The organism is Lentzea sp. NPDC051838, assembly GCF_040681245.1.
Classification (GTDB): domain Bacteria; phylum Actinomycetota; class Actinomycetes; order Mycobacteriales; family Pseudonocardiaceae; genus Lentzea.
Genome location: NZ_JBFAYI010000020.1, coordinates 33090 through 59093 on the forward strand (window position 1 = coordinate 33090; position 26004 = coordinate 59093).

General features: G+C 66.7%; 33 protein-coding genes. 18 read left to right on the forward strand and 15 right to left on the reverse strand.

The window, feature by feature from the left end; translation table 11 throughout:
• Positions 1 to 64 precede the first annotated feature (64 nt).
• Positions 65 to 421 (forward strand): hypothetical protein, encoded by a 357-nt coding sequence (locus AB0M24_RS32425; protein WP_363776595.1) that lies wholly within the window; start codon positions 65 to 67, stop codon positions 419 to 421.
• On the opposite strand, the gene AB0M24_RS32430 is transcribed toward AB0M24_RS32425, so the two are convergent.
• Entirely contained in the window at positions 418 to 1362 is a 945-nt protein-coding gene (locus AB0M24_RS32430) for a 4-hydroxy-3-methylbut-2-enyl diphosphate reductase (RefSeq protein WP_363776598.1), read from the reverse strand. The two genes, AB0M24_RS32425 and AB0M24_RS32430, sit on opposite strands and share 4 nt — an antisense overlap.
• Positions 1363 to 1424: 62 nt before the next feature.
• Between AB0M24_RS32430 and AB0M24_RS32435 the strand changes: the two genes are divergently transcribed.
• The 9 genes from AB0M24_RS32435 (at position 1425) to AB0M24_RS32475 (ending at position 7264) form a co-directional block, all read left to right on the forward strand.
• Positions 1425 to 1916, forward strand: a complete 492-nt coding sequence (locus tag AB0M24_RS32435) for a lipid droplet-associated protein (protein ID WP_363776601.1) — start codon at positions 1425 to 1427, stop codon at positions 1914 to 1916.
• A complete protein-coding gene (xseA, locus tag AB0M24_RS32440) occupies positions 1913 to 3151 on the forward strand; it encodes an exodeoxyribonuclease VII large subunit (RefSeq protein WP_363776605.1) in 1239 nt (412 codons plus the stop codon). The genes AB0M24_RS32435 and xseA overlap by 4 nt, the downstream gene beginning before the upstream one ends.
• Positions 3141 to 3485: a sugar ABC transporter substrate-binding protein gene (locus tag AB0M24_RS32445; protein WP_363776608.1), complete on the forward strand. Its 345-nt coding sequence runs from the start codon at positions 3141 to 3143 to the stop codon at positions 3483 to 3485. The genes xseA and AB0M24_RS32445 overlap by 11 nt, the downstream gene beginning before the upstream one ends.
• Positions 3482 to 3697: an exodeoxyribonuclease VII small subunit gene (locus AB0M24_RS32450; protein ID WP_045309943.1), complete on the forward strand. Its 216-nt coding sequence runs from the start codon at positions 3482 to 3484 to the stop codon at positions 3695 to 3697. Before AB0M24_RS32445 ends, AB0M24_RS32450 begins: the two co-directional genes overlap by 4 nt.
• A gap of 68 nt (positions 3698 to 3765) precedes the next feature.
• Positions 3766 to 4806, forward strand: a complete 1041-nt coding sequence (glpX, locus tag AB0M24_RS32455; RefSeq protein ID WP_363776611.1) for a class II fructose-bisphosphatase — start codon at positions 3766 to 3768, stop codon at positions 4804 to 4806.
• 131 nt (positions 4807 to 4937) lie between these two features.
• Positions 4938 to 5708: a serine protease gene (locus AB0M24_RS32460; protein WP_363776614.1), complete on the forward strand. Its 771-nt coding sequence runs from the start codon at positions 4938 to 4940 to the stop codon at positions 5706 to 5708.
• Positions 5709 to 5844: 136 nt separating this feature from the next.
• A complete protein-coding gene (locus AB0M24_RS32465; RefSeq protein WP_363776617.1) occupies positions 5845 to 6405 on the forward strand; it encodes a L,D-transpeptidase in 561 nt (186 codons plus the stop codon).
• Between the two features lie 99 nt (positions 6406 to 6504).
• The gene (locus AB0M24_RS32470) at positions 6505 to 6822 is read left to right on the forward strand and encodes a L,D-transpeptidase (protein ID WP_363776620.1); all 318 of its coding nucleotides are present in this window, start codon (positions 6505 to 6507) and stop codon (positions 6820 to 6822) included.
• A gap of 31 nt (positions 6823 to 6853) precedes the next feature.
• Positions 6854 to 7264, forward strand: coding sequence for a L,D-transpeptidase (locus AB0M24_RS32475; RefSeq protein WP_363776623.1), 411 nt, complete (start codon positions 6854 to 6856; stop codon positions 7262 to 7264).
• On the opposite strand, the gene AB0M24_RS32480 is transcribed toward AB0M24_RS32475, so the two are convergent.
• Together AB0M24_RS32480 and AB0M24_RS32485 are read right to left on the reverse strand one after the other, a co-directional pair.
• Positions 7261 to 7998, reverse strand: coding sequence for a hypothetical protein (locus AB0M24_RS32480; protein ID WP_363776626.1), 738 nt, complete (start codon positions 7996 to 7998; stop codon positions 7261 to 7263). The genes AB0M24_RS32475 and AB0M24_RS32480 overlap by 4 nt on opposite strands.
• A 22-nt stretch (positions 7999 to 8020) precedes the next feature.
• Positions 8021 to 8962 carry a Glu/Leu/Phe/Val dehydrogenase dimerization domain-containing protein gene (locus tag AB0M24_RS32485; protein WP_363776629.1) on the reverse strand — a complete coding sequence of 314 codons (942 nt, stop codon included), beginning with the start codon at positions 8960 to 8962 and terminating at the stop codon, positions 8021 to 8023.
• 112 nt (positions 8963 to 9074) lie between these two features.
• On the opposite strand from AB0M24_RS32485, the gene AB0M24_RS32490 reads away from it, so the two are divergent.
• On the forward strand, positions 9075 to 9536 hold the full coding sequence (locus AB0M24_RS32490; protein ID WP_363776632.1) for an Lrp/AsnC family transcriptional regulator: 462 nt from the start codon (positions 9075 to 9077) through the stop codon (positions 9534 to 9536).
• Here the strand turns inward: AB0M24_RS32490 and AB0M24_RS32495 are convergent.
• Positions 9526 to 9975, reverse strand: a complete 450-nt coding sequence (locus tag AB0M24_RS32495) for a hypothetical protein (RefSeq protein WP_363776635.1) — start codon at positions 9973 to 9975, stop codon at positions 9526 to 9528. The two genes, AB0M24_RS32490 and AB0M24_RS32495, sit on opposite strands and share 11 nt — an antisense overlap.
• Positions 9976 to 9999: 24 nt before the next feature.
• Positions 10000 to 10968, reverse strand: coding sequence for an NAD(P)/FAD-dependent oxidoreductase (locus tag AB0M24_RS32500; RefSeq protein ID WP_363776638.1), 969 nt, complete (start codon positions 10966 to 10968; stop codon positions 10000 to 10002).
• 62 nt (positions 10969 to 11030) lie between these two features.
• Between AB0M24_RS32500 and AB0M24_RS32505 the strand changes: the two genes are divergently transcribed.
• The 4 genes from AB0M24_RS32505 to AB0M24_RS32520 all read left to right on the forward strand — a co-directional run bounded on the left by AB0M24_RS32505 (position 11031) and on the right by AB0M24_RS32520 (position 14970).
• On the forward strand, positions 11031 to 12425 hold the full coding sequence (locus AB0M24_RS32505) for a class II fumarate hydratase (protein WP_363776641.1): 1395 nt from the start codon (positions 11031 to 11033) through the stop codon (positions 12423 to 12425).
• Positions 12426 to 12475: 50 nt separating this feature from the next.
• Positions 12476 to 13039: a suppressor of fused domain protein gene (locus AB0M24_RS32510; RefSeq protein ID WP_363776644.1), complete on the forward strand. Its 564-nt coding sequence runs from the start codon at positions 12476 to 12478 to the stop codon at positions 13037 to 13039.
• 10 nt (positions 13040 to 13049) lie between these two features.
• The gene (locus tag AB0M24_RS32515) at positions 13050 to 13358 is read left to right on the forward strand and encodes a hypothetical protein (RefSeq protein ID WP_363776647.1); all 309 of its coding nucleotides are present in this window, start codon (positions 13050 to 13052) and stop codon (positions 13356 to 13358) included.
• Positions 13359 to 13746: 388 nt separating this feature from the next.
• A complete protein-coding gene (locus AB0M24_RS32520; protein WP_363776650.1) occupies positions 13747 to 14970 on the forward strand; it encodes a hypothetical protein in 1224 nt (407 codons plus the stop codon).
• 261 nt (positions 14971 to 15231) lie between these two features.
• Here AB0M24_RS32520 and AB0M24_RS32525 read toward each other — a convergent pair whose 3' ends face one another.
• Positions 15232 to 15903 (reverse strand): hemolysin III family protein, encoded by a 672-nt coding sequence (locus AB0M24_RS32525; RefSeq protein ID WP_363776653.1) that lies wholly within the window; start codon positions 15901 to 15903, stop codon positions 15232 to 15234.
• 77 nt (positions 15904 to 15980) lie between these two features.
• On the opposite strand from AB0M24_RS32525, the gene AB0M24_RS32530 reads away from it, so the two are divergent.
• Positions 15981 to 16760, forward strand: a complete 780-nt coding sequence (locus tag AB0M24_RS32530) for an isoprenyl transferase (RefSeq protein WP_363776656.1) — start codon at positions 15981 to 15983, stop codon at positions 16758 to 16760.
• A gap of 57 nt (positions 16761 to 16817) precedes the next feature.
• On the opposite strand, the gene AB0M24_RS32535 is transcribed toward AB0M24_RS32530, so the two are convergent.
• Both AB0M24_RS32535 and AB0M24_RS32540 read right to left on the reverse strand, forming a co-directional pair.
• Positions 16818 to 17084 (reverse strand): hypothetical protein, encoded by a 267-nt coding sequence (locus AB0M24_RS32535; protein WP_363776659.1) that lies wholly within the window; start codon positions 17082 to 17084, stop codon positions 16818 to 16820.
• An 88-nt stretch (positions 17085 to 17172) separates the two neighbouring features.
• Positions 17173 to 17445, reverse strand: a complete 273-nt coding sequence (locus AB0M24_RS32540) for a hypothetical protein (protein ID WP_363776663.1) — start codon at positions 17443 to 17445, stop codon at positions 17173 to 17175.
• A 213-nt stretch (positions 17446 to 17658) separates the two neighbouring features.
• On the opposite strand from AB0M24_RS32540, the gene AB0M24_RS32545 reads away from it, so the two are divergent.
• Together AB0M24_RS32545 and AB0M24_RS32550 are read left to right on the forward strand one after the other, a co-directional pair.
• The gene (locus AB0M24_RS32545) at positions 17659 to 18909 is read left to right on the forward strand and encodes a DUF885 domain-containing protein (RefSeq protein WP_363776666.1); all 1251 of its coding nucleotides are present in this window, start codon (positions 17659 to 17661) and stop codon (positions 18907 to 18909) included.
• 387 nt (positions 18910 to 19296) lie between these two features.
• Entirely contained in the window at positions 19297 to 20589 is a 1293-nt protein-coding gene (locus AB0M24_RS32550; RefSeq protein ID WP_363776983.1) for a PhoH family protein, read from the forward strand.
• 51 nt (positions 20590 to 20640) lie between these two features.
• Here the strand turns inward: AB0M24_RS32550 and AB0M24_RS32555 are convergent, their stop codons facing one another.
• The 7 genes from AB0M24_RS32555 to AB0M24_RS32585 form a co-directional block, all read right to left on the reverse strand.
• Positions 20641 to 21411, reverse strand: coding sequence for an ABC transporter permease (locus tag AB0M24_RS32555; RefSeq protein ID WP_363776669.1), 771 nt, complete (start codon positions 21409 to 21411; stop codon positions 20641 to 20643).
• Positions 21408 to 22361: an ABC transporter ATP-binding protein gene (locus tag AB0M24_RS32560; protein ID WP_363776672.1), complete on the reverse strand. Its 954-nt coding sequence runs from the start codon at positions 22359 to 22361 to the stop codon at positions 21408 to 21410. The genes AB0M24_RS32555 and AB0M24_RS32560 overlap by 4 nt, the downstream gene beginning before the upstream one ends.
• A 3-nt stretch (positions 22362 to 22364) precedes the next feature.
• Positions 22365 to 23804 (reverse strand): GuaB1 family IMP dehydrogenase-related protein, encoded by a 1440-nt coding sequence (locus tag AB0M24_RS32565; protein ID WP_363776675.1) that lies wholly within the window; start codon positions 23802 to 23804, stop codon positions 22365 to 22367.
• A 284-nt stretch (positions 23805 to 24088) separates the two neighbouring features.
• On the reverse strand, positions 24089 to 24238 hold the full coding sequence (locus tag AB0M24_RS32570; protein WP_363776678.1) for a DUF6210 family protein: 150 nt from the start codon (positions 24236 to 24238) through the stop codon (positions 24089 to 24091).
• Positions 24235 to 25020, reverse strand: a complete 786-nt coding sequence (locus tag AB0M24_RS32575; protein ID WP_363776681.1) for a GNAT family N-acetyltransferase — start codon at positions 25018 to 25020, stop codon at positions 24235 to 24237. Before AB0M24_RS32575 ends, AB0M24_RS32570 begins: the two co-directional genes overlap by 4 nt.
• A gap of 44 nt (positions 25021 to 25064) precedes the next feature.
• On the reverse strand, positions 25065 to 25556 hold the full coding sequence (locus AB0M24_RS32580) for a hypothetical protein (protein WP_363776684.1): 492 nt from the start codon (positions 25554 to 25556) through the stop codon (positions 25065 to 25067).
• Between the two features lie 10 nt (positions 25557 to 25566).
• Complete coding sequence (locus tag AB0M24_RS32585) at positions 25567 to 25986, reverse strand: hypothetical protein (RefSeq protein WP_363776687.1); 420 nt, start codon at positions 25984 to 25986, stop codon at positions 25567 to 25569.
• Between the last annotated feature and the right edge of the window lie 18 nt (positions 25987 to 26004).

Consider the following 26004-nt stretch of genomic DNA (forward strand, 5'->3'; position numbering starts at 1 on the left):
ACCCTCGAACGTCGTACAACGGATCCCGGACAACAACCCTCTGACCAGCACGCACTCTGCCAGCATGAGTTCGATGCCCAGGGGAGAACGTCCACTGGACGACGGCGACAGCCCGCTGCTGGTGTTCGCCGCGGACCTGCGACGACTGCGGACCAATGCGGGACAGCCGAGTTACCGGGAGCTGTCGCGGCGCGCGCACTTCTCGGCCAGCACGTCCCGGCTCGCGAGCGGCGGCCGGGACAGCGACGTGATCGTGTGGGACGTGGGCACCCACGCGCTCTGGGCGGCGTTGCGCGGCCACAGTCAGCCGATCACGCACCTCGCGTGGCGGCCGGACGGCACCGCTGTGGTGTCCGCCGGGGCGGACGCGATGACCGTCTGGCCACTCGACGTCGAGAAGGCTCTCGACGTCCTCGGTTAGCGGACGAGGTCCTTGCGGAGCTCGCGCGGCAACGAGAAGGTGATCCGCTCGTTCGCCGTGGTGATCTCCTCGACCTCGTCGAAGCCGTGCGTCTCGAGGAACTTCAGCAGCTCCACCACCAGCAGGTCCGGCACCGACGCGCCCGACGTGACGCCGACGGTCTCGACGCCCTCGAGCCACGCCAGGTCGACCTCCTTGGCGTAGTCGATCAGGTACGAGGCCTTGGCGCCGTGCTGCAGCGCGACCTCGACCAGCCGGACCGAGTTGGAGGAGTTCTTCGAGCCCACGACGAGCACCAGGTCGCACGACGGCGCCATCGTCTTCACCGCGGTCTGGCGGTTCGAGGTGGCGTAGCAGATGTCGTCGGACGGCGGGTCCTGCAGCTCGGGGAAGCGGTCCTTGAGCTGCCGGACGCGCACCATGGTCTCGTCGACCGAGAGCGTGGTCTGGGACAGCCAGATGACCTTCGAAGGGTCGCGGACCTCGACGTTGGCGGCGTCCTCGGCGGTGTCCACGAGCTTGACGTGGTCCGGCGCCTCACCGGCGGTGCCCTCGACCTCTTCGTGGCCCTCGTGTCCGATCAGGAGGATGTCGTAGTCCTCCTTGGCGAACCGCACGGCTTCCTTGTGCACCTTCGTCACCAACGGGCAGGTGGCGTCGATGGTGCGCAACGAGCGCTGCGCCGCCTCCTCGTGGACGGCCGGCGACACGCCGTGCGCCGAGAACACCACGAGCGCGCCCTCGGGAACCTCGTCGGTCTCGTTGACGAAGATGGCGCCGCGGTCGGACAGCGTCTCCACGACGTACTTGTTGTGGACGATCTCCTTGCGCACGTAGACGGGCGCGCCGTACTTCTCGAGGGCGAGCTCGACCGTCTCCACGGCACGATCAACGCCCGCGCAGTAACCACGCGGCTTCGCCAACAGGACTCGCTTGGGCATACCGACAGGGTACCCAGGGAGTTCCGTCGCATTCTCAGCCGTGTTACGGCAGGCTAGGCGGCATGAAGCCACTGCCCCTGGGTGTCCGCGTCGCCGCTGGACTCGCGGTGACCGCCCTCGAACAGGCGCGCAAGCTGCCGCAGCAGCTCGCCGGACTCCCCCTCACGGTGGTCAGCGAGGCAATGCAGTTGTCCATGCGCGTGCAGCAGCATGTGACCGAACTCGCCATCAAAGGAGACGACGCGCTCTCCGGGCTGAGGCCTGCCGAGGAAGAGCCGGAGTGGGCGACGTTCGACGAGGACGAGACGCCGGTCGCCACTCCCGCCGAGACGCTCGCCGACGACCCGTGGGAAGAGGAGGAACGGGCGATCGCCGAGGTTCCCGAGTTCCTCCCGATGTACGACGAGCTGTCGATCGCCCAGCTGCGCGCCCGCCTGCGCAACCTGAGCGTCGAGCAGCTGGACGAGCTTCTGAGCTACGAGAAGGCGCACGAGGGAAGGCCCGAGTTCGTGGGCATGCTCAACCGCAGGATCGCGACGGTCAAATCTCAGTGAGTGAAGGAAAGTCCACGCCGGAGAACCCCTGGCCGGTGCGGACGGTCGCCCGCAAGCTGCTCGACTGGATCAACCGGCTCGGCGACGTCTGGGTCGAGGGCCAGGTCACGCAGCTCAACGCGCGGAGCTCCACGGCGTTCCTGACGCTGCGCGACCCGAGCGTCGACATGTCGATGTCGATCACGGCCAACGCCGGTCTGATCCGCGAGCTGCAGCTCACCGAGGGCAGCCGCGTGATCGTCCACGGCAAGATCAGCTTCTACCCGAACCGCGGCACGCTCAGCCTCAGGGCGGACGAGATCCGCGCGGTCGGCATCGGTGAGCTGCTCGCGCGCATCGAACGGCTGCGCAAGCTGCTGCACGCCGAGGGCCTGTTCGACCCGCGCCGCAAGCGCCGTCCGCCGTTCCTGCCGCAGAAGATCGGTCTCATCACCGGTCGCGCCTCGGCGGCCGAACGAGACGTGCTCACGAACGCGCGGAACCGTTGGCCCGCAGCGCACTTCCGCGTCATCAACGTCGCCGTGCAGGGTCCGATGGCCGTCACCCAGGTGATGACCGCGCTGTCCACTCTGGAACGGGACCCCGAGTGCGACGTGATCATCATCGCCCGGGGCGGCGGCAGCGTGGAGGACCTGCTGCCGTTCTCCGACGAGGCGCTGTGCCGCGCGGTGTCCCAGTGCCGCACGCCGGTGCTGTCCGCGATCGGCCACGAACCGGACACTCCACTGCTCGACCACGTCGCGGACCTGCGTTGTTCGACGCCGACCGATGCAGGCAAACGGGTGGTTCCCGATGTCGCTGAAGAGAGTGAACGCGTTCGCCAGATGCGCGATCGCGGCCGGCGCGCGCTGCACGGCTGGGTCGACCGCGAACGGAAACTGCTCGACGCTCTGCGCTCCCGACCAGTACTTTCGGACCCTTACGGTCCGTTGGAACGCCGTGCCGAGGAAGTGAAACGTTTTCGCGACCAAAGCCGTAGGGCCGTCACGCAACGTCTCGATCGGGAAGACGTCCACCTGTCAGGGACGAAAGCCCGCTTGACGACCCTCGGACCAGCAGCCACGCTTGCCCGCGGATACGCCGTTGTGCAACTCGTCACACCTGACGGGCCCGACGGCGTGTTGCGTTCTGTCACGGACGCGCCGAGCGGAACACAGCTGCGGGTACGCGTCGTTGACGGAGCAGTGGGAGCAGTGGTCACCAGCGTGGAAGGGGGAGGTACCGATGATGCGTGATGCCGTGTTCCTGCCCCTGACCATGGAGGCGGCCGGCTCGTGCGGGTCGGGACTGCGGTCGAAGGCGGAGGCGGCGAACCGCGCCGCGGCGGAGTGCTGGACGGCGTTGGTGGGCGACTGCGACACCCCGAGCCGCCGCACGCTGATCCTCACGTTGCACGACCTGAGCGAAGCCACCGCGGGCACGGTCCAGTACCGGCGTGTCACGGAGGCCGAGGCGCTCATCGACGAGGCCGTGCGAGAGGGTGACGGCGAGGAGTTCGCGGAGGCGCTGGTCGGCTACGACCTGGCCGTCGCGACAGTGCTGAGCCGTCTGAGGAGCCAGTCCGCGTGAGTTCGGAAACACTCGGTTACGAAGCCGCCCGCGACGAGCTGGTCGAGGTGGTCCGCAAGCTGGAGGCCGGTGGCCTGTCGCTGGAGGACTCACTCGCCCTGTGGGAACGCGGTGAGGTGCTCGCCAAGACTTGTGAGCAGCATCTCGCCGGTGCGCGCGAGCGAATCGATGCAGCTCTCGCCGTGGTCGAGGAGGACGTCTCCGAGGCGTGATCTCGTGCAAGGATTCGGTTTGCCGATCACAAAATCCGGCACGCTGAGTAGTCGCATGGAGGCGCGCAATGGTGAACACCCCCGCGGAACGACGTCGCGAAGCCCCCGACCGGAACCTGGCACTGGAGCTCGTGCGCGTCACCGAGGCCGCCGCCATGGCCGCCGGCCGGTGGGTGGGACGCGGCGACAAGAACGGTGGTGACGGCGCCGCGGTCGACGCGATGCGCAAGCTGATCCACACCGTCTCGATGCGCGGTGTCGTCGTGATCGGCGAGGGCGAGAAGGACGAGGCGCCCATGCTGTTCAACGGCGAGGAGGTCGGCAACGGCGAGGGCCCCGACTGCGACGTCGCGGTCGACCCGATCGACGGCACCACGCTGATGGCCAAGGGCATGCCGAACGCGCTGGCCGTGCTGGCCGTGGCCGAGCGCGGGGCGATGTTCGACCCGTCCGCCGTGTTCTACATGGAAAAGCTCGCCGTCGGCCCCGAAGCTGCCGACGTCATCGACATCACCGCGCCGATCGCGGAGAACATCCGCCGCGTCGCGAAGGCCAAGCACAGCGACGTGTCCGACGTGAACGTGTGCATCCTGGACCGCCCGCGGCACGAGTCGATCGTGCAGGAGGTGCGGCGCGCCGGTGCCCGCATCCACTTCATCTCCGACGGTGACGTCGCGGGTGCGATCGCGGCGGCGCGTCCCACGTCGGGCGTGGACATGCTCATCGGCATCGGTGGCACGCCGGAGGGCATCATCGCGGCGGCTGCTTTGAAGTGCGTCGGTGGCGCGATCCAGGGCCGGTTGTGGCCCAAGGACGACGAGGAGCGCGAGAAGGCGATCGGCGCGGGCCACGACCTCTCCCGCGTGCTCACCACGAACGATCTCGTCTCCGGCGACAACGTCTTCTTCTGCGCCACGGGCGTGACCGATGGTGACCTTCTGCGCGGTGTGCACTATCGGGCAGGTGGCTGCACCACGCAGTCCATCGTCATGCGCTCCAAATCCGGCACCGTACGCATGATCGACGGCTTCCACAGCCTGCACAAGCTGCGCGAATACGCGTCGGTGGACTTCGACCTGCCCGAGGACGCGCAGCAGCCGCTGCCCTGATTGTCCTATTTGCTGTGAACTGTGAACGCTGTGTAACCAGACGAGTGACCCTAGTGACAGTGTGACCTTCGTCCATAGTTTCCGATCTGACCCCGGCAACCCTGCGCCGGGTTCAGGAAAGGAAACCAACGATGAGGGCACGTTCGTTGTTCTCCGCAGTCGTCGTGGCCGCGGGCGCCCTGCTCGCCTCGGCCGCCGCGGCTACCGCGGCCCCCGCCCCCACTGGCGACGGCGACATGGGCACGATGATCGTCGGTGGGACCAACGCGTCACAGGTCTACCCGTTCATGGTGTCCCTGCAGAGCACCTCCGGCAGCCACTTCTGCGGCGCCTCGCTGGTCAAGGCCAACTGGGTCGTGACGGCGAAGCACTGCGTCCAGGGCTCGTCGGCGGCCTCGATCCGCACCCGGATCGGCACCACGAACCGCACCAGCGGCGGCACCACGACCGGTGCGTCGCGCATCATCACGCACCCGTCCGCGGACCTCGCGGTGGTGCAGCTCAACACCTCGGTCAGCCAGGCTCCGATCGCCATCTCCACGGCGTCCGGCCCGGTCGGCACCGCCACCCGCATCATCGGCTGGGGCCAGACCTGCCCGACCCGCGGTTGTGGCTCTGCTCCGATCACCCTGCAGGAGCTCAACACGTCGATCGTCGCGGACAGCCGTTGCTCCGGCATCAGCGCCGCGTCGGAGATCTGCACGAACAACACCGGTGGCAACAAGGGCGCCTGCTACGGCGACTCGGGTGGCCCGCAGGTGAAGTCCGTGGGTGGCCGCTGGGAGCTCATCGGCGCGACCAGCCGCTCCGGTGGTGGCGCGACCTGCGCGACCGCTCCGTCCATCTACGTGGACGTGGCCTACTACCGCTCCTGGGTCAGCACGAACGTGGGCGGGCTGTAACCAGCTAGCTCCGCGGTAAACGCATTCCGAGGGTCCGTCTCCCAACTGTTACAGGAGGCGGACCTTCGGTTTTGCAACCTGAGTGATCCTTCGGTCGTCTACTTCGGCAAGGGATGAATCACTGAGGGGGTGCGCGATGCGGATGCTGCTCGCGGCGATCGCGTTGATGTCGGTGGCGGGTTGTACCCAGGGAGCGGTGCACGCCGAAACTCCAACAGCGCCACCATCTTCTTCATCGTCTTCTTCCGCGCCTTCCTCTGGGACCGCGTCCTCCACGCCGGCCGCGCCGTCGTCCTCGGAGACGCCTCCCCCGCCGCCGCCACCGCCTCCCGCTCCGGTGGTGAAGCCGACGCCGTGCGACATCAGCGACGGCGCCTGCATCCAGCTCTCCACGAACCAGACGTGGGTCGTGCGCGGCGACAAGGTCGTCTACGGCCCGGTGCCGATCACCCACGGGCGCAAGGGCTACGAGACGCCACTGGGCAAGTTCCCGGTGCTGCGCAAGGTCCGGAACGACTGGAGCAAGCCGTACAGCGCTTGGATGCCGTGGTCGACCTACTTCACCGAGAGCGGCATCGCGTTCCACGAGGGCTCGCTCACCGACCCGTCGCACGGCTGCATCCACCTGGACCCGCCGTCCGCGCAGTACTACTACAACAACCTCTCGATTGGCGAGACGGTTCAGGTGGTCTCATGATGATCAACTATGAGATCGCTGGCCCTCACGGCCCTTCTTCTGCTTAGTTTCGCGGTGCCGGCACAAGCCTCCGGCTGCTCCGTCCACAACGGAGCGTGCGTGGAGAAGCACTCGAACCGGGCCTGGCTCGTCACCAACGGCGTCACGAGCTACGGCCCGGTCCAGATCAGCCACGGCAAGCCCGGCTTCGGCACGCCGGTGGGCATGTTCTCGGTGCTGCGCAAGGTGAAGAACGACTGGAGCATCCCCTACAACGGCCCGATGCCGAACGCCGTGTACTTCACCTACGACGGCGTCGCATTCCACCAGGGCGATCTGAACGCCCAGTCGCACGGTTGCGTCCGGCTCACCTGGGAAGCCTCCGCCGTGTTCTACGACAACCTCGCGGTCGGCGAGGCGGTTCAAGTTCTCCCGTAGTGGTTACCCCGTCACCGAGGGGTGATGAGAGATGCGAGTACTTGTCGCGACGGTGCTCCTGATCCTCGGTTTCGCGGTACCCGCCCAAGCTGCGGCGGGATGCACCGTCTACAACGGAGCGTGCCTGGAGAAGGGCGCCAACAGAGCCTGGCTGGTCTTCAACGGCGCGGTGAGCTACGGCCCCGTTCCGATCAGCCACGGCAAGCCCGGCTACGAGACGCCGCTGGGCACGTTCTCGGTGCTGCGCAAGGTGAAGAACGACTGGAGTGTCCCCTACAACGGCCCGATGCCCAACGCCGTGTACTTCACGACGACCGGCATCGCGTTCCACCAGGGTGACACCGCGGTCCAGTCGCACGGCTGCATCCGGCTCCCCGCCGACGCCTCGCTGGTGTTCTACGACAACCTGGCGATCGGCGAGAAGGTCCAGGTGCTGCCCTAACCGATTGCTGCCCACCAGCACCCGTCGTCGCGTCCCATGACCGAGACGCGCCCGGCGAGGCCGGTGGGCAGCCATCCGGTGAGCCGTTCCAACTCCTTGCCCACGACGACGAGAGCGGTGCCCTCGTTCGCGGACAGGTTGTCCAGCAACACCGGCACGTCCACCGCGCTGAAGTCCACATCGGACACCGGCCTGCCCGCGGCGTCGGTCGTGGCCCTGACGATCCGCCAGCCCTCGTAGCCCTCCCACCGGACTTCCTCGGCGTCGAGCAGGAACTCCCCGGTGCGCGGCGACACGAGCGCGATCGTGCCGCCGAACCTGCCCGCGAGCGTGCTCAGCCTGAGCGGGTGCTCGAGGCTCTGCGGCTCTTTGTTCGTGCGGTGGTAGCTCACTCCCAGCCGGCGCGCGACCCGTTCGACCGCGGCGTGCACCCCGTCTTCGAGCGCTTGGACGACCAGTTCGACATCCCTGCTGCGGTTGATCGCCTCGGGCAGCGCCAGTTGCACAACGGTGAACCCCGGCATGACGGCGATGTCCGAACTCAGGTGGGGTGGAATGGTCAGCTCGACGAGGACGTCGCATCCCCACTCCGAGGTGTCGACCGCGGCGTTGACCCGCCGCTCGACCAGGTCGGACAACGGCTGCCAGTACACGGTGCGCGGCCTTTCGCGCGTGATCGGCCCCGCCCACCACGGCGTGCCGGGCACGACATCGGCCCAGTAAACGTGAATCACAAAGCCCCCCAGGGTTTGCGTCTCAGTTTACGGGCGTGAGCCACCTCCGGACCGTCGTCTCGATGACATCAACCCTCTTGAGTGCGGTCTCGTGATCGTCGCCGTCGTCCTCCCTGGCGAGCGTGTAGATCACCCCGCCCGCGCTCGCGATGTGGTCGGGCACCCACACGATCCCGCGCTCTCGCAACAGATCCGCGACGCCGTCATCGGTGAGCTGGTTGTTCGCCGGGCCGACGATCAGCCTGACGTCGAGTTCCTGCACCACTTCCGGACTGAGCACCCCGCCGACCGCGGCCGGCACGAGCACGTCCGCGCTGATCTTGTACGCCTGGTCCGGGGCCACCCAGCCGAACTCGTTCGTCCGCTTGGTTTCGTCGAGGTCCGACACGATCACCTCGGCGCCTTCGAGCCCTTGCGCGATCAGCTCACCCACCGAACCGAACCCGCTGATCACGACCTTCTTCCCGGCGAGGTCCGGCGTCCCGAACACGTGCTGCGCCGAGGCCTTGAGCGCGGCCAGCACACCTCGCGCGGTGGGCCCGCTCGACGAGCCCGTGCCGCCGTGTTCCTCCGGCAGGCAGTAGGCGTGCGGGGTGCGTTCCCTGAGCACGAGCATGTCCTGCGGCCCTGTGCCGACGTCCGGTCCTGCCTGGTACGCGCCTTTGAACTCGTTGATCAGATCAGCGTGGTCGAGCAGGACCTCCCGCCGGAGCTCCGGGGTGAGCTCGCGGTCGACGACGATCACGCTTTTGGCTCCACCGTGCGGAATTCCGGCGTCCCGGCACTTGAGCGTCATCGCCTTCGACAGCCTGAGCACGTCCGTGATGGCGTCAGTGATCTGTTCGTACGACTTCATCCGGCACCCGCCGACCGCCGGCCCTGCTTTGGTCGAGTGCAGGGCGACCATCGTGGTCATCCCCGACCGCTTCCCGGTGCGCACGACGAGCTGTTCGTGTTCCCACATCAGCGTTGCCCCTCCCGAACTTCCGCCAAGATCTGACTTCGAAGTTAGGGTGAGAACCAATGGTTTCATCGCTTGGCCGAACATAATTCGATCCGGAGCGGCGGGGAGCGAGATGGACGAACTTGATTCGGCGATCGTGCGGGAACTGCAGCGCGATGCCCGGCAGTCGAACCGCGACATCGCCCGCAAGGTCGGCGTCGCCCCGTCCACGTGCCTCGAACGCACCCGCCTGCTGCGCGAACGCGGCGTGATCCGGGGCTACCACGCGGACATCGCCCCGGCCGCGCTGAACCGCGGCGTGCAGGCCCTGGTGTCGGTGCAGGTCCGCCCGCTGAGCCGGACGGTGATCGACGCGTTCAAGACGTTCGCCGCACGGCTGCCCGAGGTGCTGTCGGTGTTCGTCATGGCGGGCAGCGACGACTTCGTGATCCACGTGAGCGCTCAGGACAACGAGCATCTGCACGCTTTCCTGGTGGACCGGCTGAGCCAGCGCAAGGAGATCGTCGGCTGGCGGACGTCGATCATCTTCCAGCACCTGGCGAACCACGACCCGGCACCGCTGCCTAACAGCTGACCCGCTCCTTGGCGAACTCGCCTGCGGTGAGGTACCGGTACTGGAACCGGACCTTGCCGTCCTTCAGCTCGTCGAGTGTGAAGCTGTCGCCGGGCTCCCACAGGTCACCGTTGTAGAACAGGACGTCGTGCTCCTGACCACCCGCCGGTGGCTGCCACGCGACCTTCTCCTCACCGCCTTCCGGCACCCTGCCGACGGTGATCGTGTAGTGCTGCCTCGGTTGTGCGAAGTCGATCTGCCAGACCAGCGGGTCCCGCTCGTCGAGCACGTCGTCGTCGTTGACCGCTCGGATCTCGACCCGCGTGAGCGTCCGAGACTCGCAGGAGGTGTCGATGATCTCCGGCTGACCAGCACCGTTGAGCTTGATCGCTCTCGTCGTGGCCGGCGAACATCCGGCCAGCAACAGGCAGGCCGCGAGCACGGCCACAAGTCTCCCCATGCTCGCGGATCCTGCCAGCGCTGCTCAGCTCGCGTCGCTGGAATGCCCGGGAAAGAGGTGCGCGGAGGGGTTGAGCATGACGGCGATGTTGTTGACCGCCGTCGCCGCCTCGCCGAACCCGGTGGCGATGAGCTTGACCTTGCCGGGGTACTGCGCGACGTCGCCCGCCGCGTAGACACGATCCAGCTTGGTCTTCATCGTGGTGTCGACGACCACCGCGCGGTGGTCGAGTTCCAGCCCCCACGACTCGATCGGCCCGAGGTCGGCCGTGAACCCGAGCGCCGCGACAACTGTCTGCGCGGGCAACGTCTTCACGTCCTCGCCCTTGACCTTGACGTCCACTTCGGACAGAGGCTCACCGCGCAGCGCGAGGACCTCGGCGTCGACGATGATCTCGACCCCGAGCTCCCGCACCTGCCGCACGGTGGCGGCGTGTGCGCGGAAGTTGGCCCTGCGGTGGACGATCGTGACGCTCGCGGCGATCGGGTGCAGCGCCAGCGCCCAGTCGAACGCCGAGTCGCCACCACCCACGATCACGACGTGCTGCCCGGCGTGCTCGGCCAGCACCGGCACGAAGTGCACCATGCCGCGCCCCAGCCAGCCGTCACCGGCGGGCAGCGGACGCGGGTTGAACTCGCCCATGCCGGCCGTGATCAGCACGGCCTTGGTCTTGACGGCCGAACCGTCGGCGAGACCGATCGCGAGACCGTCCTCAGTGGACTCCAACGTGCGCGCCTGGCTGCCGAGCAGGTAGGTCGGCTTGAACTGCCCTGCCTGCTCCACCAGACCGTTGACGAGGTCGCGCCCGCGCACCGCGGGAAACCCGGCCACGTCGAAAATCATCTTCTCGGGATACATCGCCGTGACCTGCCCGCCAGGTTCTGGCAGCGCGTCGACGACGGCGACGTTCATTTCCCGGAAGCCTGCGTAGTAAGCGGCGAACAACCCCGTGGGACCAGCACCCACGATGAGGAGGTCGACGTCACGCTCCATGAGAGGGCCCTTCTGCCAGTGGTGGGTGGCAGTGCTGTGATCGACGATAGAGACTCGGAGGTATGTCTGAACAGGAGTACCGCGTCGAGCACGACACGATGGGTGAGGTCCGGGTACCGGTCGACGCATTGTGGCGCGCCCAAACACAACGCGCGGTCGAGAACTTCCCGATTTCCGGTCGAGGCCTGGAACGAGCCCAGATCAGGGCCCTGGGCCTGCTCAAGGGCGCGGCGGCCCGAGCCAACGCCCGCCTCGGCGTGTTGGATTCCGACGTGGCCTCCGCCATCGCTTCCGCAGCCGACGAGGTCGCCGCCGGCTCCTGGGACGCGGAGTTCCCGGTCGACGTCTTCCAGACAGGTTCCGGCACCTCGTCGAACATGAACGCCAACGAGGTCATCGCCACCCTGGCCTCCCGTGCGCTGGGCCGCGACGTCCACCCGAACGACCACGTCAACGCCTCGCAGTCGTCCAACGACACCTTCCCCACGACCCTGCGCGTGGCCGCCACCGAAGCCGTTCTGGGCGACGTCATCCCAGCCTTCGAGCACCTCGCCTCGGTCCTGGAGTCGCGCGCTCTCGAGTGGTCCGACCTGGTCAAGTCCGGCCGCACGCACCTCATGGACGCCGTGCCCATCACGCTGGGCCAGGAAGCGGGCGCCTGGGCGTCCCAGGTCCGCTACTCCGTCGAGCGCCTTTCCGCCTCGATCCCACGCCTGGCCGAACTGCCCATCGGCGGCACAGCGGTCGGCTCGGGCCTGAACGCGCCGGCTTCGTTCGGCGCTCTGGTCGCCTCGGAACTGGCCTCCGCCACCGGCCTCCCGTTGGTGGAAGCCCGCGACCACTTCGAGGCCCAGGCGACCCAGGACGGCGTGGTCGAGATCTCGGGCCAGCTGCGAGCCTCCGCCGTGGCCCTGTTCAAGATCGCCAACGACCTCCGCTGGCTGGGCTCCGGCCCCCGCACGGGCCTGGGCGAACTGGCCCTCCCCGACCTCCAGCCGGGTTCGTCGATCATGCCCGGCAAGGTCAACCCGGTGATCTCCGAAGCCACGATGATGGTCGTGGCCCAGGTGATCGGCAACGACGCCACCGTCGCGTTCGCCGGCTCCCAAGGCAACTTCCAGCTCAACGTGATGCTGCCGGTGATCGCCCGCAACGTCCTGGAATCCTCGCGGTTGCTGGCAGCCGTAGCGCGCCTGCTCGCGGACAAGGTCCTGGCCGGTGCCGTCGCCGAGGTCTCGCAGATGCGCGAGTACGCGGAGTCGTCCCCCTCGATCGTCACCCCGCTGAACCGCTACCTCGGCTACGAGGAGGCGGCGTCGATCGCCAAGCAGTCGCTCAAGGAACGCAAAACCATCCGCGAGGTCGTCCTGGAACGCGGTCACGTCCCGTCGAAACTCACCGAGGAACAGCTGGACGCGGCCCTCGACGTCCTGCACATGGCCCGCGGAGGCCGTTGACACCTACCGTCCGGCGCCTTCACGGGCGCCGGACGGTAGCTTCCCCGCCTGTGGAAGATCAGACGCCCGGTTGGGACGCCATCCAGTCCGCGGTCGAGGCCACCGTGCCCGCCCAGGAGCCGCTGCACTGGGGCACGAACAATCTCCCAGGCCAAGGCGTCTACGGCCTGAGCGCCTACCGCGGCGACGACCACTGGTTCCTGGTGACGTTCGGCCTGAGCGAGCTGTTCACAAAAGACAGCGACAACCCGGCCGTGAGCGGCTTCGGCATCGAACTGACCATGCGCATCCCCCTGACCGACACTCCGCCGACCTGGGCACCGAACCTGCTGAAGAAGCTCGGCGACTACGTCCACTCCAGCGGCCGAGTCTTCGCAGAGGGCCACCGCATGGATCCCGGCGGCCCGATCACCGGCGCACCGGGCACCAACCTCACAGCGCTGGCCTTCACCGAGGACCCGGCCCTCGGCACGATCGACACACCGCACGGCACCCTGCAGTTCCTGACCGTCGTAGGCATCACCGTGGACGAGCTGAACCGGGCCAAGGCCTCCAGCACCACCGCCGTCCTCGCCGGCCTCGGCCCGCTGCTGGTCACCGACCCGGAACGCTAGGAGGCCCGCGGTGAAGGCACTGAAGATCGTGGCCAGCGGCACCTACCGGTACACGGGAGACACCATCCAGAGGCGGGTGGCCATCGTCCTCTCCGACCACGACTACTGGTACGAGTACGCCAAGGCAGCCAACGACCTCGACATCGGCCAGCTGCCCGTCGTCGACGACGAGGGCCATGCCTTCTACGTCTCGTACAGCAACATCAGCGAAGGCGGGACGTTCCTGCCGGACTCCAGAACGCACCGCACGTTCGCCGACGCCAAGTTCGACGCCGAGTCGCGCGCGCCCTCACCAATCAACTGGCTGGAAACTCCCTGATCAGGAGTAAATCGCGAGCCAGATGGCGATGTCGTGAACCCCGGTTTCTCGTGACCTGCGGCCAGATCACTGAAACAGGGCGCTAACAGCGAGAACGTGTTTCGACACTTCTCGCTGGTCTTCGTCCTTTTCGGACGTCCGACGGCCTGTGGACGGCCTGGAAGTTGATCAAGGAGAACCAGCAGGCACCAGAAGAGGGCAAGAGCAATGGCCGACACTGCCGACAAGCACTGGCGACGATGTGACGGCTGGGCCATGGCAGGCTGCGGCACCTTGCCCTCGCTCCCGCCCAGCCACTCACCCGCGCTTCTTCGCTTCATGTAGCAGAGCTCTGCAACATCACGCCCCATCAGCGCGATACTGCTACATACTGCGGAAGGGGTCACACATGCAGGACTTCCTTAGGACCATAATAGCCGGGATAGCGGGCGGCGTATTACTGAACTGGTTCTACGCCGTCCTTCAATCCAAGTGGCCTGATAGCTATTATGCGATATCTTCGCTCGTCGACGAGGGGATTAGCCATAGCTCGCTTCGCTATGCACTATTCCGCCTCCTCCCTCCATACACAATCGGCGTGCTTGTAGCAAGTTTTGCAATCCGTTTCACTTTCTCGATCGCATGGGCGATAGCCGTTTGCGGAGTTATCCACCTAAGCGCCACAAACGGAACTGCGTTGGTTCGCGGCATTAAATCCAAAGAGATGAGCCCTAGGGCGTCAATTGCCCACCTTGCAACCATCGCAATGTCTACCATCGCCCTCATTTTTGCCGGATTCTCAGCGAGATGGTGGTACCCGTACACACCTGGGCCCGACAAATACATGGAAGTTGCACTCACCGGCATCGTAGCCGCAGCCGTCGTCTTCCAAATGCAACGCGCCACTCAACACCGGTTTGACGCGTCAGCGGCGGTAACGGATTTCAGAGCGCACATAGATCGCGATTTGATCGCACACATGGAGCAGGAATGCGTACGGTACCAAGTAGACCCAGACTTAATGCTTGCAGTCCTAATCACTGAAGACAAGCAGCGACCCGACTGGTTCCGCCGAGCCGAGAAGCTAGCCGGACGATTCGGCTTCAAAGGAACGTTCGGGATCGCTCAATCTTCCCGCGACTGGCGCGCTTCCGACCAGCAATCGATCACAGAAGCAGCGAAAAACCTAGCAGGCGCGCTGGCCAGTGACGATGGCGGCAGCTGGGCACATGGCGCACCTCTACGCTACCAACTGGAGCGACACAATAAGGGTGCTACATTCATTGAATTCGCATCCGAAGTCTACAACGCTATCTCAAGCGGATATAGAGCCAGAAGCCAGAAAAAGGAGCCCCACGGAGCAATCAGCCTTCGAGTGTTCAGCTACGAGCGAATCGAAGACCGCTGGCACATCTCAGGCGACATCGCAGACCGGTTCAAACACATGGTCGCAGCAAGCGAGCTCCAGCAGCTTCCGTCCGGTTTTGCATTAGACAAGACCGACAGCGGGCTTCGAACAAAATGGAGTACAACTATACCGATCAGCATCAATCGACTCAGGATAACAGGAAGGGAGGTTTCAGATACCGGCACCGAAGCTGACCAGGTTTCAGTGGATCTATACCTATATTGACCAAATATCAACTTCACGAAACATGCGCACTAGCCGACCAAGCGCTGCTACATAGAGCCCAACGTCAGGCAAGTTTCAGCACAACCGACGTTTGTCGACCGGATGGCTGGACTTGATCATGGTCCGAGGTCCTAGTCCCGCAGCAGTCTCCGTCCAGCGGCGACAAGAGCAGAAAGGCCGCCAACGCGCTCTTCAAGCCGAAGAAGCGGGCTGACGGCCTGGAGACGGCCTGACAAGATCAGCTAACCCGAAAACTCCAGGTCAGGAGTACATCGCGAGCCAGATGGCGATGTAGTGGCAGATCGCCGCCACCACGGTCGCCGCGTGGAAGAACTCGTGATACCCGAACACCGAAGGCCAGGGGTTCGGCCACCGAGTCGCGTAGAACACCGCGCCAACGGTGTAAAGCGCCCCACCCACCAACAGCAGCACCAAAGCGGCCACACCGGCGTGGTGCAGCAGCTCGGGCAGCACGAACACGGCCACCCAGCCCAGGGCGATGTAGATCGGCACACCGAGCCACCGCGGCGCGTGCGGCCAGGCGAGTTTCAGCGTCACGCCCAGAACCGCCCCGATCCACACGACGGCCAAAACGACGCGACCGGTCGAGGGATCCATCGCCAGCAGCGCGAACGGGGTGTAGGTGCCCGCGATGAACACGAAGATCATCGAATGGTCCAGGCGCTTCATCCACGTGCGCACGCGGTCTGACTTCCACGTGACGCGGTGGTACAGCGCGGAGACGCCGAAGAGGCCCAGGACGGTCAGGCCGTAGACCGAAGTGGCCAGAGCGGCTCGCGCGGACACTGTGGACGCCGCCAGGGCGATCAGCGTCGCGCCGGTCGCCACCGAGGTGATGAAGGACCAGAAGTGCAGCCACCCACGAAGTCGCGGCCGCAGTCCGGGTTGTGGAGGTGTGGTCGCAGTGGTCACGGGAAACCAGGTTACGCGACCGTAGGTTTCGGACCGCGGCTCTGTGGCCAAGCTTGCACGGCGTAGGCTGTTCGGACGTGGCACTCCGCACTCGCGTGAAAGACGTCGCTATCCACCTCTACGAGTGGATTCTCCGGCGTGAGCTGAGCGGGACACAGGTGCCCAAACACGTCGGTGTGGTCCTCGACGGCAACCGCCGGTGGGCCCGGGAAGCCGGGTTCACGGACGTCGCGCACGGGCATCGAGCGGGCGCGCGCAAGATTCTCGAGCTGCTCGAGTGGTGCGGTGACTCCGGGGTCGAGGTGGTCACGCTCTGGATGCTGAGCACCGACAACCTCAACCGGCCCACCGAAGAGCTGGCGCCGTTGCTCGACATCATCGCCGACATCACCGACGAGCTCGCCGAGGACGGCAACCCTTGGCGGGTGCGGCACGTCGGCGCGATCGACATGCTGCCCGCCCAGCACGCCGAGCGGCTCACCAACGCGTCGAACAAGACCAAGAACAAAACCGGCATCCAGGTCAACGTGGCGGTGGCGTACGGCGGCCGTCAGGAGATCGCGGACGCCGTCAGGAAACTCCTGCAGTCCCACGCCGAGCGCGGCGGGACGATCGAGGAGCTCGCCGAGGTGCTCGACGTCGACCACATCGCGGAGCACCTCTACACGTCCGGGCAGCCGGATCCGGATCTGATCATCCGCACGTCCGGTGAGCAGCGGCTCTCCGGCTTCATGCTGTGGCAGTCGGCGCACTCGGAGTTCTGGTTCTGCGAGGCCTACTGGCCCGGCTTCCGGCGCACCGACTTCCTGCGGGCCATGCGCGAGTACGCCAAGCGCCACCGCCGCTACGGCAACTAGACACGCAAAAGGGGCGCCCACCGCGAAGGTGGGCGCCCCTTTTCAGCGAACGAAGGCTCAGCCCTCGTGGCCCCACTCGGCGCCGTCCTCGATGCCGCCGGCCGCGCAGGTCTCGGTGATGGAGGGCGAGTTCACCGGAACCGCTCCACCGAACACACCGACGTTGTTGCCACACGCGCCCAGAACACCGTTCAGGTTGTTCGCGTTGCCGACGATCAGCAGCGGCGCGTTCTCCCACTCGTGGCCCTGAACGGCCATTGCCGGGGAACCGACGGCAACAAACGCAGCGGCCACACCGAGGGCGGCGCCAACCTTCTTCAGCACGATTTTCTCCTTCATGAAGGGCACAACAGGTCTAAAAGGATCTGGGGGCGCCATGAATGACGCCCCCAGAGGCAGAGCTAAAGGGAGATCAGCCCTCGTCGACGATGCCGCCGGCGGCGCAGGTCTCGGTGATCGACGGCGAGTTGATCGGCACGGCACCGCCGAAGACGCCGACGTTGTTGCCGCAGGCACCGACGGTGCCGTTGAGGTTGTTGCCGTTCAGGGCAACCAGCAGCGGGCCGTTCTTCCAGTGGTGTCCACCGTGGCCTTCGCCGGCCATGGCGGCCGGGGCGAACGCGAGGGACAGCGCAGCTGCGGCGGCAACCGCGGCACAAGCCTTCTTCACGTCAATCTCCTTCATGTCGGGTTATCCCCGTCATTTCCGGAGTCTTCGGGGATCTCCGGAGGGTGGGGTCTCCGGGCGGAGACGCTATCGGTGAAGATCTCGATTGGCCGCCCTCATGACCCCATTGTGTGACACCAAGATCAACAACATTCCCCGATCAGGTGGCCTTCCATTCACGATTCGGTCGCGAGTAAGTCCCTGTGGTAGAGGCCGTACGCTCTTCGACTCATGGACGCTGACGAGCTGGTGCGCGGATATCTGGTTCTCGGGCTGCGGCTCGGGCGCCTGGTGTCCGGGTTCGTCGACTCGTTCACCGGCGACCCCGCCCTGAGCCGCACAGTCGACAACGAGCCGCGCCTCGACCCCAGGGCGCTGGCGGGCCACGCGCGGCAGCTGCTCAAGGAACTCCCCGCCACAGACCTCGCCGACCAGCGCAAACAGTTCCTCGAAGCGCACCTGAAGGCTCTGGAGTGCACCGCCCGCAAACTCGCCGGCGAGCGCATCACGTTCGTCGACGAGGTCCAGCAGTACTTCCAGGTCCGCATCCGCCCTGGTGACGAGGACGCGTACACGCAGGCCCACCGCAACCTCGACGCCCTGCTCCCCGGCGCCGGCACGCTCACCGAACGCCTCCAGGCCTACCGCACGGCCGACGAGGTGCCCGCGCGCAGGCTCCAGGGCGCCGTGCAGGCCATTTCCAGTGCCCTGAGGGACCGCGTGCGGGCCAAGTACGCGCTGCCCGAGCAGGAGATCGTCGAGTACCAGGTCGTCACGAACAAGCCGTGGAGCGGCTTCAACTACTACCTCGGCGGCTACCGCAGCCGCGTCGCGATCAACGCCGACCTCGGCCACCGCATGTCGAACCTGCCGCACCTGGTCGCGCACGAGTCCTATCCCGGCCACCACACCGAGCACTGCCGCAAGGACGCGGGCCTCATCGCCAAACGCGGCCACGCCGAGCAGTCGATCTTCCTGATCAACACGCCCCAGTGCCTGATGGCCGAGGGCATGGCGGACCTCGGCCTGCACGCGGCGGTCGGACCGGGCTGGGGCGTGTGGACCGAGCGGATCTTCCGCGACCTCGGGTTGCGAATGGACGGCGAACTGTCCGAAAAGGTCGAGTCAGCGGCGGCAGGCCTGCTCACGGTGCGGCAGGACGCGGCTCTGCTGCTACACGATCGTGGTGCGGATCAGGATGACGTGGTTGCGCATCTGCGCAGGTGGCTGCTAGTCCCCGACCGTCGCGCACGGCAGATGGTTCGTTTTCTGGCGGACCCGCTGTGGCGCGCGTACACGACCACGTACGTCGAAGGAGTGCGTCTCGTGAGGGCGTGGCTGGACGTCCGCGCGCCCGGCGAGTCGCTCGACTCCCGCTATCTGAGACTTCTCGACGAGCCGCTGACCCCGAAATCACTCGAATCCCAGGTCAGGGACGGTCTGTCGTGGCTGGCACGCAACACCCAGGAAAACAGCATCTGACCAGCAAAAACACGGCTGCGGTCACGTTTCGTTTTGTTTTCCGGCAGGTGACAAATCGGGATTCACCTGTGTGGCTTCGTGCAGATGGGGCGTCCTCGCAGGTAACTTCAAAAGTGGCGGGACGCGACCACTGCGGACCGCGCAGGGAGGTCCTGATCGTGGCTGACAACGTCGCGAGGGGGCCGGCACCCGGCCCTCGTGGTCGACCCGCCTGAGAAGGCGAGACGATCAATCAGGGTTGTGCCTGGCCCAGCGAGGAGCGGACGCGGGTGCCGCGTTCGTGAGGGAGTTGCCGTGAACGCACGACGTCCCGCGAGCCGTACCTCAGGCTCATCGCGCAGTTCCTCCCCCAGGCGCAAGTCCGCCGCCCCAGCCATCACGACATATGTGCTGGACACGTCGGTACTGCTGTCCGATCCTCTCGCCCCCACCCGGTTCGCGGAGCACGAGGTCGTGCTGCCGCTCGTGGTGATCAGCGAGCTGGAGGGCAAGCGCCATCACCCCGAACTGGGCTGGTTCGCGAGGGAAGCACTGCGTCTGCTCGACGACCTGCGCTTGCGGCATGGTCGCCTCGATTCGCCCATCCCCATCGGGGATGTGGGAGGCACCTTGCACGTCGAGCTCAACCACTCCGACCCGGAGGTGTTGCCATCAGGTTTCCGAACGGACTCCAACGACGCCCGAATCCTCGCGTGCTCCCTCAACCTCGCTGCTGAGGGCCGCAACGTCACCCTGGTGACCAAGGACATGCCGCTTCGAGTCAAGGCCGGATCGGTCGGACTCCAGGCGGAGGAATATCGGGCGCACGACGTCACCCTGTCAGGCTGGACGGGAATGTCCGATCTGGACGTTCCACAGTCCCTGGTGGACAGCCTGTTCAAGGAGAACGTCGTCGACCCCACCCAGTACGAGGACCTGGAGCACATCGCGGAAATGCCGTGCCACACCGGACTCCGGTTGCTGGCGGGCACGTCGAGCGCTCTGGGCCGGGTGACCGCGGACAAGCAGATCAGGCTGGTCCGCGGAGATCGGGAGGCGTTCGGACTGCACGGAAGGTCCGCCGAACAGCGGATCGCGCTGGACCTGCTGCTCGATTCCGACGTCGGCATCGTCTCGCTGGGCGGACGTGCGGGCACCGGCAAGTCGGCGCTGGCGTTGTGCGCCGGCCTCGAAGCCGTGATGGAACGCAGGCAGCACCGCAAGGTCGTGGTGTTCCGGCCGTTGTACGCGGTCGGTGGCCAGGAGCTCGGCTACCTGCCGGGTAGCGAGAACGAGAAGATGGGGCCGTGGGCGCAGGCGGTGTTCGACACGCTGGGCGCGCTGGTGAGCCAGGCGGTGCTGGAGGAGGTGCTGGACCGCGGGATGCTCGAGGTCCTGCCGCTCACCCACATCCGCGGCCGCTCGCTGCACGACTCCTTCGTGATCGTGGACGAGGCGCAGTCGTTGGAGCGCAACGTGTTGCTGACCGTGCTGTCGCGTCTGGGCAGCAACTCGCGGGTGGTGCTGACGCACGACGTGGCGCAGCGCGACAACCTTCGGGTAGGCCGGCACGACGGTGTGGCGGCGGTGATCGAGAAGCTGAAGGGCCACCCGCTCTTCGCGCACGTCACCCTGACCCGCTCGGAGCGTTCACCGATCGCGGCTCTCGTCACCGAGATGCTGGAGGACTACGCCTCGTAGTGTCCTGAGTGGAACGGCCCCGCGCAGCTTTCGTTGCGCGGGGCCGTTTTGCTAGTCCAGGGCCCGTTTCATGAAGCCGCGCAGGCCGAGCCCGCCGAAGCCCGCGATGGCGATCACGAGCACCAGCAGCACGATCGGCAACGGGATGTGCGGCACGCTCGGCACCAGCTCCGCGCGCATGCCCTCGCTCACGTACGTCAGCGGGTTGAGCGCGCAGATCACCTTGAACCACAGCAGATCATCGCTCAGCGACCGCCACGGGAACTGCGACGAGCCCGTGAACAGCAACGGCGTGAGGATCACAGCGAACATCACGTTGACCCGGCGCGCGGGCACCGATGTGCCGATGACCATGCCGACGCTGCCACCCGCGAGACAGCCGAGGATGATCACGACCAGTGCACCGGGAATCCCCTCCCAGGCCCAGGAAACGTCGAGCATCACGAACCCGACCGGCACCATCAGCACCGCCGCGAAGAAACCGCGGATCGCGCCGAACACGATCTTCTCCACCGCGACGAGCGGGATGGAGATCGGCGCCAGCAGCCTGTCCTCGATCTCGCGCGTCCAGCTGAAGTCCAGCACCAACGGCAGCGTCGTGTTCTGCAGCGCGCCCAGGAACCCGTTCATCGCGATGATGCCGGGCAGCAGCACCTGGGCGAAGTCGTTCTGGACGTAGCCGATGTCCCCCAGCACCTTCGCGAAGATGAAGAGGATGAAGAACGGCTGGATGATCACCTGCGCGAGGAAGCTCGGCAGCTCGCGACCCGTGACGAAGACGTCGCGCCACAGGATCGCCTGGAACGTCCTGAGTTGGCTCACCGCAGCTCCCTGCCGGTCAGGTGGATGAAGACGTCCTCCAGGCTGGGTTTGCCGATCGCGACGTCGCTGACGACCACGTCGAGGTCCCGCAGCACGTTCAGCACGGCGGGCAACGTGACCGCGGTGTCGACGTCGGTGTAGACGCGGAACATGTTGTTCACGTCCTCGACCCGCTGCGCCCCGTCCACTTCGGACAGTGCTTGGGTGATCTTCGCGGGCTCGTGGCCGTTCAGGCCGACCGTGACGCTGACGGTGTTGCTGCCGGGCAGGTTCTTCGTCAGCTCGTCCGGCGTGTCGAGCGTGAGCAGCTTGCCGTGGTCGACGATGCCGACGCGGTCGCAGAGCTTCGTCGCCTCGTCCATGTCGTGCGTGGTCAGCACGACCGTGACCCCGTCCGCGTGCAGTGCCGCGACGCGTTCGTGGACGAAGAGCCTGGCCTGCGGGTCCAAGCCAGTGCTCGGTTCGTCGAGGAACAAGACCTTCGGGCGGTGCATCAGCGCGCGGGCGATCATCAGCCGTTGTGCCTGACCGCCGGACAACGTGTCGACGAGCGCCTTCTCGTGGTCCTTCAGACCCATCCGCTCGAGGATGTCGTCGGCGAGCTTCTCGCGTTCCTTCGCCCCGATGCCGTGGTACGCCGCGTGGAACAACAGGTTCTGCTTCGCGTTGAGCGAGCGGTCGAGGTTGTTGCGCTGCGGCACGACGGCCAGCAGCTGCCGCGCCCGCTTCGAGTCGGCGACCACGTCGACGCCCTCCACGAACGCCCGCCCCTCCGTGGGACGAACGCGCGTGGTCAGGACGCCGACCGTGGTGGTCTTTCCCGCGCCGTTCGGGCCGAGCAGCCCGAACACCTCGCCGCGGCGGACGGTGAAGCTCAGTCCGTCCACCGCCGGTTTTTGTCCGGTTTTATAGACTTTGCGGAGATCTCTTACTTCTACCGCTTCGTCCATTTCTCACCATCCCCCTGGCAGTGGCCGTCCCTCCGCGAACCCAGCCGCCGACTGGATGCCGAGAACCGCCTTGTCGTGGAATTCCTCCAGCGAGTTCGCACCGGCATACGTGCAGGCCGAGCGCACGCCGGAGGTAATCGCATCCAGCAGATCCTCCACGCTGGGACGGGTCGGGTCCAAGCGCATTTTCGAAGTCGAGATGCCTTCTTCGAACAGCCCCTTCTTGGCCCGGTCGAACGCGTTGTCGCTGCGCGTCCTCGCCGTCACAGCGCGCTTCGACGCCATTCCGAAGGATTCTTTGTAGAGGTTTCCACGCTCGTCGCGCTGCAGGTCACCGGGCGACTCGTAGGTGCCGGCGAACCAGCTGCCGACCATCACGCTGCTGGCCCCGGCCGCTAGCGCCAACGCCACGTCGCGCGGGTGCCGCACACCCCCGTCGGCCCACACGTGCTTGCCGAGCTTCCGCGCCTCTGCCGCGCACTCCGCGACGGCGCTGAACTGCGGCCGCCCGACCCCGGTCATCATGCGCGTGGTGCACATCGCGCCCGGCCCGACGCCGACCTTGATGATGTCCGCGCCCGCCGCGACCAGATCCCGCACGCCCTCAGCGGTGACGACGTTGCCCGCCGCGACCGGCACGCTCGGGTTCGCCTCCTTGACGGCCTTCAGCGCGGTGATCATCTTCTCCTGGTGCCCGTGCGCCGTGTCCACGACCAGCACGTCCACCCCGGCCTTGATCAGCGCCTCCGCCTTGGCCTTGACGTCGCCGTTCACCCCGACCGCGGCCGCGATCCGCAGCTGCCCGGCGTCGTCGGTGGCGGGCTGGTAGATCTCGGCCCGCAGCGCCGTGAGCTCGGTCAGCACCCCCGCGAGCCGTTGCTCGTCGTCGATGCCGAGCGCGATCTTGTGCGTGCTGTGGTGGAGCTGGTCGAACACGTCCTGCGGCTTGCTGTTGAGGGGCAGCTGCAGGATGTCGGTGTTCATGACGTCACCGAGGCGCGCGAACCGGTCGACCCCCGTGAGCGCCGCCTCGTCGACGACCCCGATGGGCCTGTTGCCCTCGTCGACGACGATCACCGCGCCGTGGGCCCGCTTGTGCAGCAGGTTCCACGCGTCCGCCACCGCGTCGCCCGTGGTGAGCGTCAGCGGGGTGTCCCAGACCGGATGCCGCTCCTTGACCCACGCGATGATCTCCGCGACGGCCTCGGTGGGCACGTCCTGCGGGATGACGACGAGCCCGCCACGCCGCGCGATGGTCTCCGCCATCCGCCGCCCCGCAACGGCCGTCATGTTCGCGACGACGATCGGGATCGTGGCTCCCGTGCCGTCCGAGGTGGACAGATCAACGCCGAACCGCGACTCCACGGCGCTGCGGCCGGGAATGAGGAAAACGTCGTCGTAGGTCAGATCGTAAGAGGGTCGATGCCCTTCGATGAACCGCACGTGCTTCCACGATACCCGCACCGTCTCACTTGGGCATTCAGCCCGAACCTGACCGAGGCGACGGCCCGGCGGCCCACCTCATGAGGTCGAACCCACCTGGCCTCAGCCCGACCGACCCCGCCCCCGCGCTTCCTCCTTTTGCGGAACGAAGGAACCGCGTTTTGGGTTCCCCGGCTGTCCACAGGTTACCGGGCTGAGCGTCGCCGCAGGTCAGAGCGCTGCAATCTGTGGACAACTCGAGATCTTGGATGCGCCACACGCAGCTCTGCCAACTCGACCCGGTCCTAGACAGGCACGAGATAGCCCTCGACCTCGCCGAGCCGATTCGCCGTGCCGCCGTACTGCTGCTCGTACGCGACCCCTGTCTGCGCGCGCACAACCACGTACAGCCAGTCGTGTTCGGTCCCGTCCGGGTCGAGGAAGACTCGCTTCACCGCGGCTTCCAGACGTAGCCCGAGGTCGTGGTGACCTTGACGAACCCCAGCCGCTCCAGGATCGGCCGGCTGTCCTCGGAGGCGTCGACCTGCAGATACTTCACGCCACGACTGAGCGCGACCTGGGCCCTGTGGGCGATGAGCGCGCGGTAGATGCCTCGGCCGCGGTACTCCGCGAGCGTGCTGCCTCCCCAGAGGCCGCCGAACTCCGTTCCCGCCACGACCTCGAGCCGCGCGGACGACACGATCCGACCGTCAGCCTCCGCCACGACGATGACGGTGTTCGGATTGTCCTTCCTGTCGTTCAGGAACGGGATCATGTACCGGCTGACGTCCTTGCCGAACGCCTCGTCCGACGACACCATCGCCCTGCGGATGTCCTCGGGGTCCCTGGTCTCGCGCAGGACGATCCCGTCGAGGTCGACGGGCGTGACCATCTCCGCGGCGAGCCCGATGAGCACGGTTTCCGTTGCGTCGTGCTCGAACCCGGCGGCCGTCAGCCGCTGCGGCAGATCCGCGGGTTTGTCATGGCTCCACGTCTTCCACTCGACGCTCTGGTCGCGCGCGGCGAAGAAGTCGCGTTGCCGGGCGATGACCTCGTCGAGCTCGGTGCCGTCGATGGCGAGGTTCGGCGGTCCGGCGACGAAACCTTGCCTCTTGGGCCAGGACACGCGGAACACGGGCCCGTCCCGGTCGACCGTGGCGTCGGGGTCGGGGAAGGTCCACTCGGCGGAGCGGGCTTGGTCGTCGAAGGCGCGAAGCAGCGCGGCAGCGTCGGTCATTGGTTTGACGCTATTGGTGGGTGCTTGTGGGCCGCACGCGATTTTCAGCCGTGGCGGGCGTCCACGATCAGGCGGTGCGGCCACTTCTCGGTCAGCACGCGCTTCAGCGTCGGGTCCTCGGCCTCGACCACGCGGGCCAGTTCGCGGTCCACGAAGCCGCGCGCGGTGATCTCGGTGTGGCTCGTCTCGGGCCACGGGCGCACGGCGTTCAGCAACGTGCCGGTGAACGTGTAGCCGACCCAGGCGTCACCGCCTTCCTGCGCGGTGTTGGCCATCGTCTCCGGATCGTCGGGCGCCACCCAGACGCCGAGCGTGACGGTGTGGCCGGTGTCGAGGCCGATCGGCAGGATGACCCGAGCCGCGGTGCCGAAGCCTTCGGCGACGATGAAGACCCGGCTCTCGAAGACGATCCTGGCCGCCCTGTCGTCGGCGGACAGGTCGGCGAGGTCGTCGGGCAGGTGGAAGTCCCACGCGAGGTTGTTCGGGTCCAGCACCTCGCCGCAGCAGTAGCAGGCGGTTCCCCCGGGCTCGGTCATGGAGGCGACGCTATTGGCCGGATCCGGGGAGCCGCACGCGATTTTCGCCGGTGAGAACGCGTTGGAGCACCTCGTGCTCGGAGCTGATCACGCGAGCCAGCGCTGGTCCGGTCGTCGCCTCGACGACGACTGGGGCTCCGAACACCTCCGGCCACGGCTCGGGTGCGTTCACGAGGACACCGCGGAAGGTGAATCCGCCCCAGTCGCCTTCGAACCGCGAGTAGACCCAGCGATCCTCGTCGTAGACGGCCACCCAGACACCCAGCGTCACCGGCTGCCCGGTGTCCAGTACGGCCGGCATCGCGGTCCGAACCATCGTGCCGACGTCCAGCGTGACCAGGACCCGGTCGTCGTAGAGCCACTTCGACGCGTCGGGATAGTGGTGATCGAAGTCGTCGGGCACCGGATACGTCCAGCCGAATTCCCCCATGCCACGAACCTACTGGCG

Bases quoted from the DNA above. Each gene is read 5' to 3' on its own strand.
- AB0M24_RS32430 (WP_363776598.1), bottom strand. From the start codon at position 1,362: ATGCCCAAGCGAGTCCTGTTGGCGAAGCCGCGTGGTTACTGCGCGGGC.
- AB0M24_RS32465 (WP_363776617.1), top strand. From the start codon at position 5,845: ATGCGGATGCTGCTCGCGGCGATCGCGTTGATGTCGGTGGCGGGTTGT.
- AB0M24_RS32435 (WP_363776601.1), top strand. From the start codon at position 1,425: ATGAAGCCACTGCCCCTGGGTGTCCGCGTCGCCGCTGGACTCGCGGTG.
- glpX (WP_363776611.1), top strand. From the start codon at position 3,766: ATGGTGAACACCCCCGCGGAACGACGTCGCGAAGCCCCCGACCGGAAC.
- AB0M24_RS32475 (WP_363776623.1), top strand. From the start codon at position 6,854: ATGCGAGTACTTGTCGCGACGGTGCTCCTGATCCTCGGTTTCGCGGTA.
- AB0M24_RS32485 (WP_363776629.1), bottom strand. From the start codon at position 8,962: ATGTGGGAACACGAACAGCTCGTCGTGCGCACCGGGAAGCGGTCGGGG.
- AB0M24_RS32560 (WP_363776672.1), bottom strand. From the start codon at position 22,361: ATGGACGAAGCGGTAGAAGTAAGAGATCTCCGCAAAGTCTATAAAACC.
- AB0M24_RS32500 (WP_363776638.1), bottom strand. From the start codon at position 10,968: ATGGAGCGTGACGTCGACCTCCTCATCGTGGGTGCTGGTCCCACGGGG.
- AB0M24_RS32585 (WP_363776687.1), bottom strand. From the start codon at position 25,986: ATGGGGGAATTCGGCTGGACGTATCCGGTGCCCGACGACTTCGATCAC.
- AB0M24_RS32520 (WP_363776650.1), top strand. From the start codon at position 13,747: ATGCAGGACTTCCTTAGGACCATAATAGCCGGGATAGCGGGCGGCGTA.
- AB0M24_RS32580 (WP_363776684.1), bottom strand. From the start codon at position 25,556: ATGACCGAGCCCGGGGGAACCGCCTGCTACTGCTGCGGCGAGGTGCTG.
- AB0M24_RS32540 (WP_363776663.1), bottom strand. From the start codon at position 17,445: ATGAAGGAGATTGACGTGAAGAAGGCTTGTGCCGCGGTTGCCGCCGCA.
- AB0M24_RS32495 (WP_363776635.1), bottom strand. From the start codon at position 9,975: ATGGGGAGACTTGTGGCCGTGCTCGCGGCCTGCCTGTTGCTGGCCGGA.
- AB0M24_RS32545 (WP_363776666.1), top strand. From the start codon at position 17,659: ATGGACGCTGACGAGCTGGTGCGCGGATATCTGGTTCTCGGGCTGCGG.
- AB0M24_RS32460 (WP_363776614.1), top strand. From the start codon at position 4,938: ATGAGGGCACGTTCGTTGTTCTCCGCAGTCGTCGTGGCCGCGGGCGCC.
- AB0M24_RS32575 (WP_363776681.1), bottom strand. From the start codon at position 25,020: ATGACCGACGCTGCCGCGCTGCTTCGCGCCTTCGACGACCAAGCCCGC.
- AB0M24_RS32490 (WP_363776632.1), top strand. From the start codon at position 9,075: ATGGACGAACTTGATTCGGCGATCGTGCGGGAACTGCAGCGCGATGCC.
- AB0M24_RS32425 (WP_363776595.1), top strand. From the start codon at position 65: ATGAGTTCGATGCCCAGGGGAGAACGTCCACTGGACGACGGCGACAGC.
- AB0M24_RS32445 (WP_363776608.1), top strand. From the start codon at position 3,141: ATGATGCGTGATGCCGTGTTCCTGCCCCTGACCATGGAGGCGGCCGGC.
- AB0M24_RS32505 (WP_363776641.1), top strand. From the start codon at position 11,031: ATGTCTGAACAGGAGTACCGCGTCGAGCACGACACGATGGGTGAGGTC.